We start from the raw sequence: 18,380 nt of genomic DNA, 5'->3' as shown, positions 1-18,380 counted from the left end.
CTTCGCGTTGAGTCACTGGAGAATGGCGGCTCCAGTGCTCAAGCGGAGGTCCCGATGTCCCGCAAGTCCCTCTCGTTCATCGCGGCGATCGTCGTGGCCGCCGGGTTGATCGTCGGCATCCGGCTGATCACGAGCGACGGGGAACCCGAAGGCACGGCGCAGACGAAGTGCTCCTCGTCCGACGCCGTCAAGCTGACCGTCGCCGCGTCGCCGGAGAAGTCCGGGATCGTCACCCAGATCGCGAACGACTACAACGGCAAGACCGTCGCGGGCCGCTGCGTGGACGTGACCGTGCAGGCCAAGGCCTCCGGCACGACCATGCAGGCGCTCACCCGGGGCTGGAACGAGGCGGCCGACGGCCCGCGGCCCGACGTGTGGCTGCCGACCGCGAGCGGCTGGCTGACCCTGCTCAAGCAGCGGCTGAGCGGCACCGACCACCCGACGATCCTCGCCGAGGGTGAGACACCGTCGGTGGCGAGCTCGCCGCTGGTGATCGCGATGCCGAAGCCGATGGCCGAGGCGCTCGGCTGGCCTGGCAAGGGCATCGGCTGGCGTGACCTGGCAGGGCTGGCGACCGATCCGCAGGGCTGGGCCAAGTACGGCCACCCGGAGTGGGGCAAGTTCCGGCTGGGCAAGACGAACCCGAACATCTCGACCTCGGGGCTCAACGCCACCATCGGCGCGTACTTCGCCGCCACCGGCACCTCGTCCGACCTCACCGTCGAGGACATCGAGAAGGCCGACGTGCGCGCGTTCGTCCGCAGCGTCGAGCAGTCGATCGTGCACTACGGCGACAACACGCTGACCTTCCTGTCCAACCTGCTCGCCGCCGACGACCGGGGCGCGGCGATGTCGTACATCTCCGCGGTCGCGGTCGACGAGGCCTCACTGATCGGCTACAACCAGGGCAACCCGACCAACGACCCGGAGAAGGCGGGCCAGCACGGCAGGCCGAAGGTGCCGCTGGTGGCGATCAGCCCGAGCGACGGCACGCTCAACTCCGATCACCCGTTCGCGGTGCTGAACTGGGCCGACGACGTCCACAAGCAGGCGGCTGCCGACTTCCTGGCGACCATGCGCGGGCAGGCGGCGCAGGAGAAGTTCTTCGCGCTCGGCTTCCGCGGCTTCGACGGCAAGACCGGGCCGCAGGCGACCGCCGAGAACGGCGTCGACCCCGCCGCCAAGCTCAACCTGATCCGGCCGCCGGGCGCGCCGGTGCTGGACAAGCTGCTCGCGTCGTGGATGGAGCTGCGCAAGAAGGCGAACGTGCTGCTGGTGGTCGACGTGTCCGGCTCGATGGCCGACTCGGTCGACGGCACCGGCAAGAACAAGATGGACCTGGCCAAGCAGGCGGCCATCACCTCGCTCAGCCAGTTCTCGGACGCCGACCAGGTCGGCCTGTGGTCGTTCTCGACCAAGCTCGACGGCGACCGGGACTACCGCGCGCTGGTGCCGCTCGGGCCGATGGGCCCGCAGCGCGCCACGCTCAAGAGCAGGCTCGAAGGGCTCATCCCGCGTGGCGGCACGGGCTTGTACGACTCGTCTCTGGCCGCTTATCAGTACATCAAGCAGCACCTGGACCCTGAGGCCATCAACGCGGTCGTCGTGCTCACCGACGGGCGCAACGAGGACCCGGGCGGCATCAGCATCGACAATCTCATTCCCGAGCTGCACTCGGAGGGCGACAGCGAGACCGTCCGGATGTTCACCATCGGCTACGGATCGGACGCCGACCAGGACATCCTCAAGCGGATCGCGCAGGCGACGAACGCCTCGGCGTACGACTCGTCCAAGGCGGACACCATCGACCAGGTCTTCACGGCCGTCATCTCGAACTTTTAGGCCAGAATCCCTTATGCGCTTCGGCAAGGAACTGATCGACCGATGGGGGCTGCTGCTCGGCGCCTCGTCGGCAGGCGTGGCATGGGCGGTCCAGCTCCCGCTGGCCGCCGCCATCGGCGTCGGGGTGACCGCGCTCGTCGCCCGTGCGGGCATCGCGGCGGCGACCCATGAAAAGGAGCCCGTCGCCACGCTGCCGGACGTCGACGCGCGGTCCGAGGAAGGCCGCTGGCTACAGCGGGCGCGCGCGGCGGCGAACGGCTTCGAGTCGGCCAGCGAGTCCCTTGTGGATGGTCCGATGGCAGGCCGGGTCACCGCGATGGGCGCGGGCGTCGAGGAGACCGTGACCACGCTGCACCGGCTCGCCGGGCGCGCGGCCACCACCGGCCGGGCGCTGAGCCGCATCGACGCGGCGGGCCTGGCTGCGGAGCGGTCACGGCTGACCGCGAACCTGCGCACGGCGCCCGAGGACGTGCGGACGGATCTGCGGCAGGCGATCGATTCGGTGCAGGCACAGCAGGACGTGTACGCCAGGCTGTCCGGCGCCCGCGCCAAACTGCTGGCGCAGCTGCAATCCGGCGCGCTCGGGCTGGAAAGCCTGACGACCCGCGTGGTCGAGCTGTCGGCGGTGACCGACCACGCGAACGTCGACACCCCGGCGATCTTCGAGCTGACCGATCAGCTCGAAGGCATCAGGCGCGGAGTCGTCGAGACCGAGGAGACGACCAGGCGGGCCTTGGGCGGCTAGCGCAGTTTGACGTTGCCCAGCAGCGGATAGCCGGGCAATCCGATGCGCGCGGCCTTGCCGGGCCTCGGCTCGCCGAAGACCCACATGCGGCCGGTCGCCTCGATGTTGGCCAGCAGGTTGAGGTTCGTCCTGGCGAACTTCACGCGGACGACCCGGCCGTCGGGCAGCTGCACCTGGCCGGCCGCGCTCGCGACGGCCGTGCCGGAATGCTTGATCGGCCCGTCGAGCGTGGCGGCGAGTTCGGTCCACTGCTCCGCGTACGTCGAGCGGCCCCAGAGCAGGGTCTTGACGAACGCGACCACGATCGTCACGACCACGACCACGGTCAACACGAGCGGCGGCAGAGACAACGGCCAGGCAAGGGTCAGCGACAAGGCGGTCATCCAGACCACCACCGCCACGTAGGCCACCATCAGCAGCGCCGTCAGCATCTGCGTGTAGAGCCAGTAGGCACGCACGACAGGATCCTCGCGCGGCGAGGTGGGTTCCGGTGACCGGAACAGTGGCGTCGACCCCGGCGCCGGTTCTCGCGCCACCTTCGCCAGCCAGCCGGTGGCCATGCCGGGCACCACGACGACGAGTTTGCCCTGCTTGTCAGGGCCTACCACCCAGGCCTTGCGCAGGCCCGCGATCAGCAGCCGGTTGCAGGTGAAGGTGCGGAACACCGCCCACCCGCCGTCCGGCAGCCGGATGCTCACCTTGGCCCCCGCGGCCAGCACCGAGCCTTCGGCGAGCTCGAACGCCCGGAAGTGCTCACTCCTGAGCCGGAGCGCGCGCACGGGCCGGGTGAACCACCAGAACTGCAAGGCGGCCAGCGAGCCGCCGAGGAACAGCACGGACGGCAGGTTGCGCCAGCCGCCGGTCCAGACGGACACGGCACCCGCCAGCACTCCCACGGCCAGGAACGCGGCCGAGATGGGCACCCATCGGTTGGCCGCCTTGAGCTGAGCGCCGAGGACGTCCTCGGCCATCGGGCGGTCGGTTCTCGGCTCGCGGACCTTTACGCGTCCTGTTTCCACTGGTCAATCCCCCTGACGACGGTTTCGCAGCAGGATATCCATCACCCTCTCGCGGGGCTTCACAAACTCGCCAAAGTCAGGTTAGGCTCACCTAAGTAGGAGGTGAGCCGTGACCGAGACATCCATCAGGCGCCCGCCGGCGCCGAACCCCGCGGAGCGCGCGAAGACCATCGCCACCCGCAACGGACCGGCGACGTTGATGCCCACCGTCGAGCGCGAGGACCGGCAGACCGAGCGAGTCGTCCCCGTGCTGCACCACGTGCACGTCAGCGGAAGCGTGAGCGTCCTGCTGCCCGACGACCACTCGATGGTCACCGCCACCCACGCGACCTCACGCGGCGAACTCGCCGTGATGGTCGAGCTGACCGACAACGCGCCGATCGACCTGCGTGAGCCGGTACGCGGCCTGCTGTGGATCACCGGCTGGCTGCGCCCGCTCAAACTCGACGCCGCGCGCGCCCGCGCCATCTCGATCGCGGAAACCCGCCCTGACCACCGGCTGCTCGACGTCGGCCACGGCATGACGCTGCTCCGCCTGACCCCGGCCTCCCTCGTGCTCGCCGACGCCGAGGGCACCCACTCGCTGCGGCCGCACATGTTCAGCGCCGCCGCGCCGGACCCGTTCCACGACTACGAGACCCAGTGGCTGCGCCACCTCGAGAGCAGCCACCCCGACGTCGTCGACCAGCTCGCCAAACACCTGCCGCCCGCGCTGCGCGACGGCGTCATCCGCCCGCTCGGCCTCGACCGCTACGGCCTCCGCCTCCGCGTCGAAGCCGACACCGGCGACCACGACGTCCGGCTCGCCTTCTCCCGGCCGGTCGAAGGCCCACCCCAGCTGGCGGCCGAGCTCCGCCGCCTGGTCGGCTGCCCCTTCCTGGCCAAACGCACCGGTTGAAGCCCGAAAGTGGCGTTCGTCAGATGCGATAGCCCGAAAGCCACTTTCGTCAGATAAGACCTGACGAAAGCCACTTTCGGGCTTTTCAAGCCAGGGAGGCGGGGAAGCCGCCTGTCGCGATGGGTCCCCAGCGGTCGATGGTCACGCGGATGAGGCTTTTTCCTTGGCGGGTCATGGCTTCGCGGTATTCGTCCCAGTCGGGGTGCTCGCCCGAGATGCTGCGGAAGTACTCGACGAGCGGTTCGATCGAGTCGGGCAGGTCGAGCACCTCGGCCGAGCCGTCGAGCTGGACCCACGGGTCGTTCCACTCGTCGGAGATCACGCAGGCGGACACTCGCGGCGAGCGGCGGATGTTCACGACCTTCGCGCGTTGGGGGTATGTCGAGATGACCAGGCGGCCTTCGGCGTCGACGCCACAGGTGACCGGGGACAGCTGCGGTCCGCCGTCGGCTCGGGTGGTCATCAGGATGGCGCGGTGGCGGGTGCGCAGGAATTCGACGAGTGCGTCGCGGTCGACTTTGCTGGTGGTGGCGATGTTGCGTGACATGCTTCGAAAGGTAACGTGCGCGGGTGCGTCAATGGCTGAACCCCGAGCGTCCGACCCTTCCGGTGCTGATCGAGGATCCCGCCGAACGGCGCGCGATCGTCATCGAGCTGTGGATCGTCTTCGGGATCACGCTCGGCCTGTCCGGCGCGCGGAGTCTGCTGTCCCTTGTGGACTCTCTGCTGAAGCCGGTTCCGCTGAAGCAGCAACAGGTCGCGATCAACGTGCCGCAGGCGACGCTCGATCTGGTCGATCTGCTCAAGCAACTGCTCAGCGCCGCGCAGCTGGTCGGCTGGGGCGCGCTCGGGGTGTACTTGCTCTGGCGGGCGGGACTGAAGCTCAAGGACATCGGTCTCGCCAGGCGGAAACCCGGCCGGGACCTGCTGCACGGCGTCGGGCTGGCCGCGCTGATCGGGATTCCGGGCCTGGTGCTGTATTTCGTCGGCTACGCGCTCGGCTTCAACCTCGCCGTGCTGCCGTCGACGCTCGGCGACACCTGGTGGCGGCCGATCACGCTGACGATCTCCGCGTTCGGCAACGCGTTCGCCGAGGAGGTGCTGGTGGTCGCCTACTTCCTGACCAGGTTGCGCCAGCTCGGGCTGCGCGAGAACTCGTCGTTGATCGCCGCGGCGGTATTGCGCGGGTCATACCACCTTTACCAAGGTTTCGGCGGATTCGTCGGCAACTTCGTGATGGGCCTCGTCTTCGGCCGGTTCTGGCAGAAGACCAACCGGCTCTGGCCGCTCGTCGCCGCGCACACCCTGCTCGATTTCGTGTCGTTCGTCGGTTACGCGCTGCTCAAGAACAAGATCTCCTGGTTGCCCTAGAGCGTCAGCGGCGCGGAACCGAACGCGACGTTGAACCGGTCGCACCAGATGACCACGCTGCGCAGCCCGGCCAGGTCCGCGTCCGCCGGGATCGGGTAGTTCTGGTTCCCGTCGGTGGCCTTGAGCGCGCCCAGCTTCACGACCCGGCCGTCGTCGTATTTGCCCCACGAGCCGCCCGCCGTCGCATCGGTCAGCCAAACGTGCAGGTCAGGTCCGTCCGACGAGGACAAGCCCTCCAGCCGCAGCACGCGCGAGCCGCCGACGTCGAGCACGCGCGCGGTCCCCTTCGTCTCGTGCTCCTGACTGACGAACGCTCCTGAAGCCAGCTCCATCGGCGTTTCCACCGGCTGGGAACTGGCGACGACGGGTGCCGCGACCGGCAGCGCCTCGTCGAGGTTGCTGTGTGTGAACGCACGCCACGGTTCGAACACCCAGAGTCCCGCCACGAGCGCCACCACCGCGGCCGCCAGCACGAGTTTGGTGCTCTTTTTCCGCAACAGGACACGCATCCGTCAGCTCCATTCCGCCACCCGGTCAGATTCTTCTATCAAAACGCCAGAATGCGTTCTTCATCATCCCCATTTCCCTTACCGAGTCATTACGCTCGACTACCGTGATCAGTGAATCCGCAAGCGCGCCCCGGGTGGACAGCGAAGTCGGACCGCTCCGCGCGGTTCTGCTCCACCGGCCGGGAAACGAGCTCAAGAGGCTCACCCCGCGCAACAACGACCAGCTCCTGTTCGACTCGATCCCGTGGGTGGACCGCGCGCAGGAGGAGCACGACGCGTTCGCCGAGGTGCTACGCGGGCGCGGCGTCGAAGTGGTGCTGCTCGCCGACGCGCTGCGGACCGCGCTGGAGGACCCGCGCGCGCACGCGGCCGGGGTGCACGCCGCCGTCGACGACCGCAGGCTCGGCAACGACCTCGGCGACTCGCTGCGCTCGCATCTGTCCGGAGTGGACGCGCCGGCGCTGGCCGAGGCGCTCATGGCGGGCATGACGTTCGAGGAGCTGCCGAGCTCCGAGGGCGCGTCGCTGGTGCGGAAGATGATCCACCCGCACGACTTCGCGGTCGACCCGCTGCCGAACCTGCTCTTCACTCGCGATTCGTCGGCGTGGATCGGCGACCGCGTCGCCATCTCGTCGCTGACGATGCCCGCCAGGCGCCGCGAGACCGCATTGCTCGACCTCGTCTACGCGTATCACCCGCGCTTCCGGCACGCGGCGCGCGCGTACGGCGCGCACTCGGCGCCGATCGAGGGCGGTGACGTCATGCTCCTGTCGCCGGGCGTGCTCGCCATCGGCGTCGGTGAGCGCACCACGGCCGCCGGCGCGGAGTCGCTCGCCAGGTCCGTCTTCGCCGACGACATCGCGCACACCGTGCTCGCCGTGCCGATCGAGCAGTCACGCGCGACCATGCACCTGGACACCGTGTGCACGATGGTCGACCGCGACGCCGTGGTGATGTACCCGCTCTCGCGTGACTCGCTGACCGCGTTCACCATGCGCCCGAACGGCGAGGGCTCGGTCAAGGTCGACGGCCCGAAGCCGTTCCTGAGCGCGGCGGCCGAGGCGATGGGCATCGACAAGCTGCGCGTGATCGACACCGGGCTCGACCCGGTGACCGCCGAGCGTGAGCAGTGGGACGACGGCAACAACACGCTGGCGCTGGCGCCGGGTGTGGTCGTCGGCTACGAGCGCAACGTGGAGACCAACGAACGCCTGCTCGCCGCCGGTATCGAGGTGCTGCCGATCGCGGGCTCGGAGCTCGGCTCCGGCCGTGGCGGACCGCGGTGCATGTCCTGCCCGGTCCAGCGCGACCCGCTGTAAATAAGTTGAGCCTCACCTAATTGATTTCCCAATCAATTAGGTGAGGCTAACCAAAATAAGTGGCCCCTCGCTTTGGGAATGGTAACCTAATAGGGGGTAGATCACCAGTTTAAATTGGAAAAATTGGACTGGTTCCATTATCGTTATGGGCATGGCCCTCCTCAAGAAAGAACCGCGCTCGAAGTTCTACGAACTGCTGCAGGCGCAGGTGCACAACGAGTTCAACGCCTCCCAGCAGTACATCGCGCTGGCGGTCTGGTTCGACGCCGAGGACCTGCCCCAGCTCGCCAAGCACTTCTACCGGCAGTCGGTCGAAGAGCGGAACCACGCGATGGCGCTCGTGCAGTACATGCTCGACACCGATCACCACGTGGAAATCCCGTCGACCGGCGACGTCCGCAACGACTTCTCCGACGTGACCGAACTGCTCCAGCTCGCACTCGAGCAGGAAAAGGAAGTCGCCTCCGACATCAAGCAGATCGCCAAGGCCGCGCGTGCCGAAGAGGACTACATGGGCGAGCAGTTCACCCAGTGGTTCCTCAAGGAGCAGGTCGAGGAAATCGCCGCGATGAACACACTGGTGACCATCGCCAAGCGCGCGGGCGGGAACCTCTTCGAGATCGAGGCGCACCTGCACCGCGAGACCGTCGGTGACGGTGGCGGCGACGCCGCCATGCCGCCGGTCGCGGGTGGCGCGCTGTAAGACCAGCACGACTGCTCCCACCACAAGAAGAACCCGGGCCCTCCCCCTGTGGATGGCCCGGGTTCTTCCTTGTACGGACTGCCTAGCCGCAGCCCTGACTGTTGTTCGACTTCAAGACGACGCCCTTGACCTCCGGGCCGCTCAGCGCGAACTCATAGCTCGTGGAGCCCAGATTGACGCTGAGCGTCCTCCCGTTCGAGGCTTGCGGGTAGAGCGCCGTGACATCCTGCACCGTCGAACCGGTACCGACGCCTTCTGGCGTGTGCGACGACGCCGGCAGGATCGCCGTGACCCCGGACTTGTCCGACAGGTAGATCCTGATGGCGCCGGCCTGCGATGTCACGTTGGACACCGTGCCGAAAGCGCACGTGGTGCCCGTCTCCTTCTTGAATGTGATTCCGGCGGCGGTGAGCTGTGCCTCGGACATGCCGACCGCCAGGTTGCCGATACCGGAGTGACTCAGCAGCTGCCCGGTGAGCACCTTCTTCGGCCCGTCCGGCTGCGCGGCGCTCGATGGCGGGGTCTTCGGCGGGGTCGACCCGGGGATCGGGGCGGAAGTGGTCGGCGACGCCGGTCCGGACGCCGGTGCCCCCGCGGTCGCGCCGACCTCGCCGGTCGACGACGACGGCGGAGCCGCGGTCGCGGCGGCCTGGGTCGCCGCGGTGGACATGGCGGCCTGGGTGTCGCGGTCCTGGATCTTCGCGAAGGTGACGCCACCGACGACCAGTACGCCCGCCATCGCCACGCCGCTGGCGGCGGTCACCGCCTTGCGGCGATTCCGCCTCCGCCGCGCGCCCGCGACGATCGCTTCACCCGCGTCTGTCTTGGGCTGGAGGCCGCCGAGCCGATCGTCAGCGAACAGCTGACGCAGCTTGGCGTCCAGCTCGTCATCGGACGCGATCAACTTGCCTCCCTCCCTTCGTGGATCTCCGGCAGTGCCAGCTTCGTACGCAGCGAAGCGATGGCCTTGCTCGCTTGACTCTTCACCGTGCCTTGCGTGACGCCGAGCGTGGCCGCGATCTCCGCCTCGGACAGTCCTTCGTAATAACGCAGGACCATGACCGCTCGTTGCCGCGGCGGTAGCGCACGTAGCGCTTGCCACAGTGGCTCGTGCTCGAACGGGTCGGCGGGCGCGAACGGCTGAGTGTCCGGCAGCTCGGCCACCAGGTTCTCACGCCGGGTCCGGCGCCAGCGGCTGACGTGCGCGTTCGCCATGGACCGGCGGACGTAGGCGAGCGGATCGCCGGTCTTGCGCTGGACGTGCGTCCAGCGTGAGCCGATCTTCTCGAGCACGGTCTGCACCAGGTCGGCGGCGTCGTGCGGGTTGCCGGTGAGCGCGTAGCCGTAGCGGAGCAGTCCGGGCAAGGAGGTCTCGACGAAGGAGCTGAAGTCGACCAGCTCCGGCACTCTCTCACCGGTCATGGACCAGGCTTCCGACCCGGGTAGCGCGGTAGCCGCAGCGGTCACCGCGTCGCCTCCCTCCAGCACGTCTCTCGGCGTCGCTCTGTCGCCACCCGGAAAACGCACCACAGCCCCCAGAGGTTGCCTTCACATCGCGCTCACTTTGAAAAAGACGTCCGATGAGCACTCCCGCTCCGTTTTTCGTCAGCGCCGCGCAAGTGTTACCGGAAGGCGGAACCGGCCGTCGCCGTCCGCCGGGAAATCATGCACCGCGAGTACCGCGACCTGCGGAATCTCCCCATAGACGTGCGGGAACCAGACGCCGTCCGGCTGCTCCGGAACCCCCGGCTCCCACCGTAGCGGGACACCGAGTTTCGCGGCGTCGATTTCCAGCACGACCAGGTCACTCTGCCCGGCGAAAAGCGCGTTGGCAGGCAGATGCAAGGTGCCGAAATCAGAGCAATGGATGAATCCGACCTCATCGAGCGACGCCGCTCGATAACCGCCGCCCTCGGGCACCGCCGCCCATTCGGCGGCGGTGCAGATGTGCAGGATCACCGCAGGGTGAGCTGGCGGCCGATGAGCCCGTCACGCGAGCGGCGCTCGGTGGCGTTCAGCGGCTCGGTGTCGAGCGACTTCAGCGCGCCTTCCAGCCGGGTGCCGAGCTGCGCGGCACCGTCGGCCCACTCGCGGGCGTGCGCCTCGGTGTCGAGGTCCCACACCGGCACGAGCAGCCCGTGCGCACGGAACGAGCCCGCGTAGCGCGAGCCTTCGCCGAGCCCGATCTCCCCGGCGGCCGACAACCGCGCAAGCGCTTGCAGCAGCAGGTTCTCGGACTCGGGGCGGACCCAGCGCAGGTGCGCCTTCTCGCCGGCGAGCACCCAGTACGAGCCGGTGCCGAGCCGCTCGGTCGGCATGATGGCCGAGTTGGCACGCTCCAGCGACAGCGCGACCTCACCGCTTGCGTCGGCGTCCTCCGGCAGCCACCACGCGAAGTCCTGGTGCAGCTCGACGTCGAGCTCGGCCTCGGTGACCAGCAGATCCTGCAGCCGCTCGCCCTCACCGGGCTCGCTCAGCGTGTCCGGCACGGCCAGCACGTCACCCGGCTTGGCGTCGAGCACCCACTTGAGCGCGCGCCCGAGGTCACGCGAGATGTCAGAGGACCGGGTCTGCACCTGCATCCCGATGAACGCCTCACCGTCGGAACGCACGAACGCGGCAGCGGCCATCGGCAGCACGGTGCCGAGCGTGACCTTCTTGTCGCTGCCGGCGAGCGTCAGCTTCGCCGTCGCGGACGGCACGAACTCACGCAGCGCGATGAGCTCCGGCTCCGCGGCGAGCCCCTCGAAGGGCTGGCCGACGAAAACGTCGCGCACCTTCGGCTTGCGGTCCGTCGTCTTGGGACCCTTCTTGCGCCCGCCCTTGCCCACGTCAGCCTCCTCATAGGTTCAGCGCGATGACGCTATCGAAGGGCTGGCCGCGCGCCAGGTCCGGCCCCCGTGACCACGCTTTCAGCCAGGCCTGAAAGCGGTTTACGCACCACGGAACGGTCAGTAGACAGAAGTGGTACAGACCGATCGGACTGGGGAGATCATGAAGAAGATTGCCACGATCGCCGCTGTGGCCGGTGCCATGCTGGCCGGTGCGGTGCCCGCGAACGCCACTGTTCAAGCCTGGGACTGCCAGAACACGGGAAGCTGCTTCCTCGGCAGCGGCTTCTTCCCCGGCGGCACGATCTCGATCGACGTCGACGCGGGCAGGGTCGACGGCCCCGTCGGCCCGAACGAGTCACTTTCCTGGTCGCTTCAAGGCGTGCCGGGCTGCAACACCAGGTTCAACGTGGACGAGCCGCCGCGCTCCTGGGTCTGCCACAACGTGCCGGCGGGTAGCTACACGCTGCAGGCGGTCGCCCCCACGTTCTACCGCTACAACTGGGACCTCGGCTTCCGCTGGTAGTCGTTCTCCGCGCTACCCGCTCGCCTGGGCGGGTAGCGCGGTTAGGCTCGCGCCATGTTCGACCCCCGTGACCCCGTCTTCCTGGCCGATCCGTACCCGGCTTTCGCCGAGCTGCGTGCCGAGGGCGAAGTACATCGGCACGACGGTCTCGGCATGGCGGTGACCGTCTCGCACGCGGCGACCTCGGCGGTGCTGCGGCACCGGGGGCTCGGCCGGATCTGGAGCGACGCCCAGCCGTTGGAGCGCTTCGCGTCGTTCAACCTGCTGCACCGCAACTCGCTGCTGGAGAGCGAGCCGCCCGCGCACACCCGGCTGCGCAAGCAGATCTCGGGCGCGTTCGCGCGTGGCCATGTCCAGCGGCTGAACGAGCGGATCGCCGCGCTGGCGTCGGCGATGGTGGACGAGCTCGCCGGGAAGATCGCCGCGGACGGCGAGGCCGACCTGCTCGAGTTCGTGGCCCAGCCGTTGCCGGTCGCGGTGATCGCCGAACTGCTCGGCGTGCCGCAGGCCGATGGCCCGCGCATGGTCGCGTGGAGCAACGCCGTCGTGAAGATGTACGAGTACGGCATCCCCGAGTCCGAACGCGACGCGGCCGAAGCGGCGGCGGGCGAGTTCGTCGACTACGTCCGTTCGCAAGCCTCGAAGCCACGCTCTGGCGACGACCTGATCAGTGACCTGCTGCGCTCCGAGCTGACCCCCGACGAGCTGGTCGCGACGGCGGTGCTGGTGCTCATGGCCGGCCATGAGGCCACGGTCAACGTGCTCGGCAACGGCGTCTCCGCGCTGCTCACGCACCGCGCGGAGTGGGAACGGCTGGTCGCCGACCGCGGTCTGCTGGACACCTGCGTCGAGGAGCTCATCCGCTTCGACGCGCCGCTGCAGCTGTTCGAGCGGACGGCGACCGCGGACGTCGAAATCGCGGGCTACCGGCTCTCGGCAGGCGACAAGATCGGCGCGCTGCTGGGCGCGGCCGCCCGCGACCCGCTGGTCTTCCGCGACCCGGACACGCTCGACATCTCCCGCTCCCCGAACGCCCACCTGGGGTTCGGCGCGGGCATCCACTACTGCGTCGGCGCCCCGCTGGCCCGCGTCGAGATCTCGGCCGCGCTGGACGCACTGGCCACGCGCCTACCCGGCCTGCGCCTCGCCGCTCCCCCGCCCCGGCGCCCCGAGTTCGTGATCCGAGGCCTGCGAACCCTGCTGGTCACGGCCTGAATTTAGCCCGAAAGCCACTTCCGGGGCATCGCATGTCCCGGAAGTGACTTTGGGGCTCTGGCTAGCGGCGGGTGTTGAAGGCCCGGGTCGGGCGGAGCTCCGGGTCGGGGGCGCCGGTGACCTTCAGGACTTGGCGGGCCGACGTCTTGGTCAGGGTGATCGGCGCCAGGAGTTCGGTCGTGCGGCGGACGAGGATCGCCGTGGTGATGGCGAGCGCGGCGGCGGCGAAGTCGGTGAGGGCGACGAGGATGACGGAATCGGCCATGGCCTGGATGCCGTCGCGCATGCGCCACCAGAGTGCGGCGGCGAGCAGGAGCCAGTTCAGGACCCAGAGGCCCCACCAGGTGAAGACGAGGCGGGATGGGGTCGGGCGGCGGTCGGGTGAGCGGCGGAGCACCGAGTGCTCCAGCTCGGCCATGATCGAGCCGGCCATCACCAGGTTGAGGCCGGGGACGAGCATGCCGAGCAGCACCTCGCGCGAGGTGCGGGACGGCTCTTCTTCGGCGGCGTCGGCGGCCGCGAGGCGGGCGACGAAGAGCCACCAGAGCGTCAAAGCCGCCGGGACCAGGGAGAAGATCGTCGCCAGTAGGCCTGCTGTGACCACGAGGCCGTCGGACGCTTCGACCACGCTCGTGGTCAGCGCCGAGTCGCGGGACTGCACGAGCAGCACGTAGCGCCAGATCTCCGCGCCGCCGGCCACCAGCGCCAGGCAGGCCAGGAACCACAGCGAGCCGTAGGTGCTGCGCGCGATCACGCGCAGGCGTTGGACGGGACTTTGGACGTCCGAGGCCGTGCCGGGTACCGCGGTCGGCGAACGCCAGGTCAGGTTGGGGAAACCCCAGCGCGGGGTCGTCGCGTAGCGCGGCGGGCCGTGGTAGCGCTCCGGCGGGGCCGCGTGGCGCTGCGGCAGCGCGCCCGGTGGGGGCGTCGCCACCCACCGGACCCGGATCGGCCGGTACTGCGGCCGCACCGGCTGCGGGAACTGACCTGGCTGCATGGGCTAGAGGATCTCCGGCTCGCCGCCGGACTCGCCGACGACGTCGCGGCCTTCGGCGTCCCATTCCTTCATACCGCCCGAGACGTTGACCGCGTCCCAGCCGCTGGCGTTGAGCCAGGCGGTCGCGCGCGCGGACCGGCCGCCGCTGCGGCAGACCACGTACACCGGGCCCTCGGGCAGGTCGGCCAGTTCACCGACCCTCGACGGCAGCTCGCCGAGCGGGATGTGCACGGCCTTGGGCGCGTGCCCGGCCTGCCATTCGTCGTCCTCGCGCACGTCGAGGAGCACGCCGTCGGACGGCAGGTCGGCGATGTTCACGGCCGGGATTTCTGCAGGGCTCACCACGTTCTCCATGCTCCCATGGGCTGACGTATCGCGCGTGTGAGGCTAGTGCTCCACAGCTTTTTCGGCACCAGCTCCGGTCAACGCGCGAACCTCCATTTCCGCGTACTTCTTCTCGTTGTGCTCCTTCGACAGGACCGTGCCCAGCCAGCCGAGGAAGAACGCCACCGGGATCGACACCAGGCCCGGGTTGTCGAGCGGGAACCAGTGGAAGTCGACGCCCTGGATCATCGACGCGCTCTTGCCCGTCTTCGGGTCGACCGGCTTGCCGGACACCGCGGGCGAGAACACGATCAGCACGATCGTCACCGCCAGGCCGCCGTAGATGCTCCACAGCGCACCTTGGGTGTTGAACCGTTTCCAGAACAGCGAGTACAGGATCGTCGGCAGGTTCGCCGACGCCGCCACGGCGAACGCCAGCGCGACCAGGAACGCGATGTTCTGCCCGTTGGCGAGGATGCCGCCGGCGATCGCGACCGCGCCGATCACCAGCGCGGTGATCCTGGCGACCTTCACCTCGGCGTCGGGGTTCTCGACCTTGCCCTTCTTGATGACGTTGGCGTAGACGTCGTGCGCGAACGAGGCCGACGCCGTGATCGTCAGCCCGGCGACGACCGCGAGGATCGTCGCGAACGCGACCGCCGCGATGAACCCGAGCAGCACCGGCCCGCCGAGTGCCTGCGCGAGCAGCGGCGCCGCGGAGTTCACCCCGCCGGGTGCGCCGGTGATCGTCGACGGCCCGACCAGCGCGCCCGCGCCGTAGCCGAGCACCAGCGTGAACAGGTAGAACACGCCGATCAACACGATCGCCCAGACCACCGAGCGGCGTGCGTCCTTCGCGGTCGGCACGGTGTAGAAGCGCATCAGGACGTGCGGCAGTCCTGCGGTGCCGAGCACCAGCGCGATGCCGAGCGAGAGGAAGTCCAGCTTGGTCGTGCCGGTCTTGCCGTACTGCTTGCCAGGCCCGAGGATCGCCTCGCCGCCCTTGCCTGCCTTGTCGACGGCGCTCTGCAGCAGCGACGACAGGTTGAAGCCGTACTTCCCGAGCACCCAGACGGTCATCGCGAACGCGCCGACGATGAGCAGCGCGGCCTTGATGATCTGCACCCACGTGGTGCCCTTCATACCGCCGACCAGCACGTACACGATCATCACGACACCGACGACGGCGATCACCAGCGCCTGGCCCGCCTTGCCCTCGATGCCGAGCAGCAGCGCGACCAGCCCGCCGGCGCCCGCCATCTGCGCGAGCAGGTAGAAGAACGAGACGACGAGCGTCGACGTGGCCGCCGCGGCGCGCACGGGGCGCTGCTTCATGCGGAACGCCAGCACGTCGCCCATCGTGAACTTGCCCGTGTTGCGCAGCAGCTCCGCGACGAGCAGCAGCGCGATGAGCCAGGCGACGAGGAAGCCGATCGAGTACAGGAAGCCGTCGTAGCCGTTGATCGCGATCGCGCCCGCGATGCCGAGGAACGAGGCCGCGGACAGGTAGTCGCCGGAGATGGCGATGCCGTTCTGCGGGCCGCTGAACGCGCGGCCTGCGGCGTAGTAGTCCGACGCGGTCTTGCTGTTGCGGCTGGCGCGGAACACGATCACCAAGGTGATCACCACGAACACGCCGAAGATGCCGATGTTGAGCGCCGGGTTGCTGCCCGCCACACCTGCCGCGAGAGTCATCGCTCACCCCGTTCGATCTTCGCGCGCAGTTCGTCCGCGACCGGATCGAGCTTGCGGTTGGCATAGCGGACGTACAGCCAGGTGATGAGGAAGGTCGAGACGAACTGCAGCAGGCCGAGCACCAGGCCGACGGTGATGTTGCCGACGACCTTGGTGGCCATGAACTCGTGCGCGTAATCGGCCAGCAGCACGTAAAGCAGGTACCAGAGCAGGAAGAGCGCGGACACGGGGAAGACGAAACTGCGCAATCTGCGGCGTAGCTCGACGAATTCAGGGCTGGCCTGAATCCGTTCCCACTCCGTGTCGTCGTTGAGGTCGTGTTCCGTGCTCATCTCGGACCTCCTCGTACCGCGAATACACCATTCAGGTGACGGGTCGCTCAACAAATCTAGTCGAGTGCTCGTTGAGCGGCACGCTAGAGCGATCATGCTCCTGGTCAGCGGAAATGCTGATAATCCGATCGAGTGAACGGCATGACCCTGCGTATAACAATCGGGTCGACGCGCTTTGACCACTCGGATGATTGACGCCGATTACTTGCGGTGCCTGCCCCGAGTCGCGGGTTTGGCCTTCTCCGGCTTTTCGACCTTCTCGGCCTTGTCCTGCTTCTCTTCCGCCTGGCCGAACCGGGCCACCGCGCGGTCACGCATGAAACCGAGTGGATCAGGCGCGTGCAATCGCAACATGACACTGTTGAGGTCGTCCGGGACGCCGTATTTGGTCGCCCGGCTCACGAACCAGCATGTGAAGAAGGCGGCGGGGACCGTGATCAACGCTGGCTGGACGACGAACCACGGCGCCCAGCCGCCGGTGTACCCGCTCACGATGTTCGTCACCAGCGCGGCCAGCACCATCCCGCCGCCGACCACCATGCCGGCCATCGCGCCGGGCCAGCTGAGCTTGCGCCACCAGATGCCGAGCACGAGCAGCGGCGAGAACGTCGACGCGGCCAGCGCGAACGACATGCCCACCGAAAGCGAGATGTCCTCCGGCCGCAGCAGCACCGCCAGCGCCATCGGCGCGATCGCCACGATCCCGGTCGCGACCCGGAAGTCACGCACCCGGCCGGGCAGCACGTCGGTCGAAACGACACCGGCCACACTCACCAGCAGCCCCGAGGAGCTGGACAGGAACGCCGCGAACGCGCCTGCCGCCGTCACCGCGCCAAGGATCTGACCAGGCAGTCCCGGCAGCATCGCCGACGGCAGCCGCAGTACGGCCGCGTCGGTCTTGCCGGTGACCAGCAGCTCCGGCACGTACATCCGCGACAGCGCGCCCAGCAGCGTCGGGAACAGGTAGAACAGCCCGAGCAGCAGCAGCACATGGACGGTCGTGCGGCGCGCGGCCTTGCCGTCCGGGTTCGTGTAGAAGCGGACCAGCACGTGCGGCAGGCCCATGGTGCCGAGGAAGAGCGCGAAGATCAGCGAGTACGTCTGCGCCAGATCTGTGACGCTGCCCGAACTCGGCCGCAGCCAGTTCGCGTTGGTCGTCGGGGCGTCGCTGATCACCGGGACCGGCGTGCCCTTCTTGAACACCAGCCTGGTGCCCTCGTTCACCGAGTGCTTGATGTCCGGCGCCCAAATCGCCTCGCCGTCGGCGGGCCCTCGGTCGACCGTTCCGTGTGCTTCGAGCGTGGTCCGCGTGGTGACGCTGACCATGACGTCGGCCTGCACGGTGACCGTGGTGTTCTCGAGGAACACCGGCGGCGCCGGGTCGCCGAGCCCGCGTGTGCCGCCGGGACTGCCGCCGGTGACGAACACCAGGCACAGCACGAACGTCGGCGCCGCGATGGCGAACAGCTTGAGCCAGTACTGGAACGCCTGCACCACGGTGATCGCCCGCATGCCGCCCGCGATCACGTTGAACGCGACCAGGAACATCACCAGCACCGCGCCGAACCACGGCGGCACCGGCAGGATCGTCGCGAGCGTCAGCCCGGCGCCCTGCAGCTGCGGGACCATGTAAAGGATCCCGATGAACACCACGAACGCGGTGGAGAACTTGCGCAGCGACTTCGACCCGAGCCGCGCCTCGACGAAGTCGGGCAGCGTGTACGCGCCGGAGCGCCGCAGCGGCGCGGCGACGAACAGCATCAGCGCCAGATAGCCCGCGGTGAAGCCGATCGGGAACCACAGCGCGTCCGCGCCCTCTTTGAGCACGATGCCCGCGACACCGAGAAAAGAGGCGGCGGAGAGGTACTCGCCGGAGATCGCGGCGGCGTTGCGGCGCGACCGGACGGTGCGCCGCGCGACGAGGAAGTCATGGGTGGTGACGGCGAACCGGGACGAGCGGTGACCGAGATAAAAGGTCGCCACGGCGACCAGCACGATGCCGGTCAACGCCCATGGGTTCAGCTGCACGGGGAAATCCTCGCATGACCGCTCGG

General features: G+C 68.7%; 20 protein-coding genes. 8 read left to right on the top strand and 12 right to left on the bottom strand.

The annotated features are described in order from the left end of the window. Positions 1–54 precede the first annotated feature (54 nt). Both AB5J62_RS44070 and AB5J62_RS44065 read left to right on the top strand, forming a co-directional pair. Positions 55–1,842 (top strand): substrate-binding and VWA domain-containing protein, encoded by a 1,788-nt coding sequence (locus tag AB5J62_RS44070; protein ID WP_370946002.1) that lies wholly within the window; start codon positions 55–57, stop codon positions 1,840–1,842. 13 nt (positions 1,843–1,855) lie between these two features. Next, the gene (locus AB5J62_RS44065) at positions 1,856–2,587 is read left to right on the top strand and encodes a hypothetical protein (protein ID WP_370946000.1); all 732 of its coding nucleotides are present in this window, start codon (positions 1,856–1,858) and stop codon (positions 2,585–2,587) included. On the opposite strand, the gene AB5J62_RS44060 is transcribed toward AB5J62_RS44065, so the two are convergent. Then, entirely contained in the window at positions 2,584–3,558 is a 975-nt protein-coding gene (locus tag AB5J62_RS44060; protein ID WP_370945998.1) for a hypothetical protein, read from the bottom strand. The two genes, AB5J62_RS44065 and AB5J62_RS44060, sit on opposite strands and share 4 nt — an antisense overlap. Before the next feature lie 157 nt (positions 3,559–3,715). On the opposite strand from AB5J62_RS44060, the gene AB5J62_RS44055 reads away from it, so the two are divergent. Then, positions 3,716–4,504 (top strand): DUF2470 domain-containing protein, encoded by a 789-nt coding sequence (locus tag AB5J62_RS44055; protein WP_370945997.1) that lies wholly within the window; start codon positions 3,716–3,718, stop codon positions 4,502–4,504. 85 nt (positions 4,505–4,589) lie between these two features. Here AB5J62_RS44055 and AB5J62_RS44050 read toward each other — a convergent pair whose 3' ends face one another. Continuing rightward, complete coding sequence (locus AB5J62_RS44050; RefSeq protein ID WP_370945996.1) at positions 4,590–5,051, bottom strand: PPOX class F420-dependent oxidoreductase; 462 nt, start codon at positions 5,049–5,051, stop codon at positions 4,590–4,592. Positions 5,052–5,074: 23 nt separating this feature from the next. Here AB5J62_RS44050 and AB5J62_RS44045 point away from each other — a divergent pair, with 23 nt between their 5' ends. Then, positions 5,075–5,875: a CPBP family intramembrane glutamic endopeptidase gene (locus AB5J62_RS44045; RefSeq protein WP_370945995.1), complete on the top strand. Its 801-nt coding sequence runs from the start codon at positions 5,075–5,077 to the stop codon at positions 5,873–5,875. Here AB5J62_RS44045 and AB5J62_RS44040 read toward each other — a convergent pair. Further along, positions 5,872–6,384 carry a DM13 domain-containing protein gene (locus AB5J62_RS44040; RefSeq protein WP_370945993.1) on the bottom strand — a complete coding sequence of 171 codons (513 nt, stop codon included), beginning with the start codon at positions 6,382–6,384 and terminating at the stop codon, positions 5,872–5,874. The genes AB5J62_RS44045 and AB5J62_RS44040 overlap by 4 nt on opposite strands. Positions 6,385–6,518: 134 nt before the next feature. Between AB5J62_RS44040 and AB5J62_RS44035 the strand changes: the two genes are divergently transcribed. Beyond that, entirely contained in the window at positions 6,519–7,703 is a 1,185-nt protein-coding gene (locus AB5J62_RS44035) for an arginine deiminase (RefSeq protein ID WP_370950493.1), read from the top strand. 151 nt (positions 7,704–7,854) lie between these two features. Continuing rightward, entirely contained in the window at positions 7,855–8,406 is a 552-nt protein-coding gene (locus AB5J62_RS44030) for a ferritin (RefSeq protein ID WP_370945992.1), read from the top strand. Between the two features lie 82 nt (positions 8,407–8,488). On the opposite strand, the gene AB5J62_RS44025 is transcribed toward AB5J62_RS44030, so the two are convergent. From AB5J62_RS44025 to AB5J62_RS44010, 4 genes are all read right to left on the bottom strand, one after another. Then, positions 8,489–9,310 (bottom strand): hypothetical protein, encoded by an 822-nt coding sequence (locus AB5J62_RS44025; protein WP_370945991.1) that lies wholly within the window; start codon positions 9,308–9,310, stop codon positions 8,489–8,491. After that, positions 9,307–9,828, bottom strand: coding sequence for a SigE family RNA polymerase sigma factor (locus tag AB5J62_RS44020; protein ID WP_370945989.1), 522 nt, complete (start codon positions 9,826–9,828; stop codon positions 9,307–9,309). The genes AB5J62_RS44025 and AB5J62_RS44020 overlap by 4 nt, the downstream gene beginning before the upstream one ends. A gap of 183 nt (positions 9,829–10,011) precedes the next feature. After that, on the bottom strand, positions 10,012–10,365 hold the full coding sequence (locus AB5J62_RS44015; protein WP_370945988.1) for a DUF952 domain-containing protein: 354 nt from the start codon (positions 10,363–10,365) through the stop codon (positions 10,012–10,014). Further along, complete coding sequence (locus AB5J62_RS44010; RefSeq protein ID WP_370945987.1) at positions 10,362–11,237, bottom strand: DUF5926 family protein; 876 nt, start codon at positions 11,235–11,237, stop codon at positions 10,362–10,364. Before AB5J62_RS44010 ends, AB5J62_RS44015 begins: the two co-directional genes overlap by 4 nt. A 163-nt stretch (positions 11,238–11,400) precedes the next feature. Between AB5J62_RS44010 and AB5J62_RS44005 the strand changes: the two genes are divergently transcribed. Then, the gene (locus AB5J62_RS44005) at positions 11,401–11,763 is read left to right on the top strand and encodes a hypothetical protein (protein ID WP_370945986.1); all 363 of its coding nucleotides are present in this window, start codon (positions 11,401–11,403) and stop codon (positions 11,761–11,763) included. Between the two features lie 54 nt (positions 11,764–11,817). Further along, entirely contained in the window at positions 11,818–12,978 is a 1,161-nt protein-coding gene (locus tag AB5J62_RS44000) for a cytochrome P450 (protein ID WP_370945985.1), read from the top strand. Between the two features lie 61 nt (positions 12,979–13,039). On the opposite strand, the gene AB5J62_RS43995 is transcribed toward AB5J62_RS44000, so the two are convergent. The 5 genes from AB5J62_RS43995 to AB5J62_RS43975 all read right to left on the bottom strand — a co-directional run bounded on the left by AB5J62_RS43995 (position 13,040) and on the right by AB5J62_RS43975 (position 18,354). Next, on the bottom strand, positions 13,040–13,975 hold the full coding sequence (locus AB5J62_RS43995) for a DUF4328 domain-containing protein (protein WP_370945983.1): 936 nt from the start codon (positions 13,973–13,975) through the stop codon (positions 13,040–13,042). 3 nt (positions 13,976–13,978) lie between these two features. Further along, on the bottom strand, positions 13,979–14,329 hold the full coding sequence (locus AB5J62_RS43990; RefSeq protein WP_370945982.1) for a rhodanese-like domain-containing protein: 351 nt from the start codon (positions 14,327–14,329) through the stop codon (positions 13,979–13,981). A 33-nt stretch (positions 14,330–14,362) separates the two neighbouring features. Then, positions 14,363–15,994, bottom strand: coding sequence for a cation acetate symporter (locus AB5J62_RS43985; RefSeq protein WP_370945981.1), 1,632 nt, complete (start codon positions 15,992–15,994; stop codon positions 14,363–14,365). Further along, complete coding sequence (locus AB5J62_RS43980; protein ID WP_370945980.1) at positions 15,991–16,326, bottom strand: DUF485 domain-containing protein; 336 nt, start codon at positions 16,324–16,326, stop codon at positions 15,991–15,993. The genes AB5J62_RS43985 and AB5J62_RS43980 overlap by 4 nt, the downstream gene beginning before the upstream one ends. A 201-nt stretch (positions 16,327–16,527) precedes the next feature. Beyond that, positions 16,528–18,354 carry a cation acetate symporter gene (locus tag AB5J62_RS43975; RefSeq protein ID WP_370945979.1) on the bottom strand — a complete coding sequence of 609 codons (1,827 nt, stop codon included), beginning with the start codon at positions 18,352–18,354 and terminating at the stop codon, positions 16,528–16,530. Positions 18,355–18,380: the final 26 nt, after the last annotated feature.

The organism is Amycolatopsis sp. cg5, from assembly GCF_041346955.1.
Lineage (GTDB): Bacteria > Actinomycetota > Actinomycetes > Mycobacteriales > Pseudonocardiaceae > Amycolatopsis.
Note: the sequence above shows the minus strand (reverse complement) of the source record. Positions and strands in the feature narration are given on the sequence as shown.

Coding starts and splice junctions, on each gene's coding strand:
- AB5J62_RS44060 (WP_370945998.1), bottom strand. CDS start 3,558: ATGGCCGAGGACGTCCTCGGCGCTCAGCTCAAGGCGGCCAACCGATGG.
- AB5J62_RS44005 (WP_370945986.1), top strand. CDS start 11,401: ATGAAGAAGATTGCCACGATCGCCGCTGTGGCCGGTGCCATGCTGGCC.
- AB5J62_RS44070 (WP_370946002.1), top strand. CDS start 55: ATGTCCCGCAAGTCCCTCTCGTTCATCGCGGCGATCGTCGTGGCCGCC.
- AB5J62_RS44000 (WP_370945985.1), top strand. CDS start 11,818: ATGTTCGACCCCCGTGACCCCGTCTTCCTGGCCGATCCGTACCCGGCT.
- AB5J62_RS43985 (WP_370945981.1), bottom strand. CDS start 15,994: ATGACTCTCGCGGCAGGTGTGGCGGGCAGCAACCCGGCGCTCAACATC.
- AB5J62_RS44030 (WP_370945992.1), top strand. CDS start 7,855: ATGGCCCTCCTCAAGAAAGAACCGCGCTCGAAGTTCTACGAACTGCTG.
- AB5J62_RS43995 (WP_370945983.1), bottom strand. CDS start 13,975: ATGCAGCCAGGTCAGTTCCCGCAGCCGGTGCGGCCGCAGTACCGGCCG.
- AB5J62_RS44065 (WP_370946000.1), top strand. CDS start 1,856: ATGCGCTTCGGCAAGGAACTGATCGACCGATGGGGGCTGCTGCTCGGC.
- AB5J62_RS44040 (WP_370945993.1), bottom strand. CDS start 6,384: ATGCGTGTCCTGTTGCGGAAAAAGAGCACCAAACTCGTGCTGGCGGCC.
- AB5J62_RS44050 (WP_370945996.1), bottom strand. CDS start 5,051: ATGTCACGCAACATCGCCACCACCAGCAAAGTCGACCGCGACGCACTC.
- AB5J62_RS43980 (WP_370945980.1), bottom strand. CDS start 16,326: ATGAGCACGGAACACGACCTCAACGACGACACGGAGTGGGAACGGATT.
- AB5J62_RS44020 (WP_370945989.1), bottom strand. CDS start 9,828: ATGACCGGTGAGAGAGTGCCGGAGCTGGTCGACTTCAGCTCCTTCGTC.
- AB5J62_RS43990 (WP_370945982.1), bottom strand. CDS start 14,329: ATGGAGAACGTGGTGAGCCCTGCAGAAATCCCGGCCGTGAACATCGCC.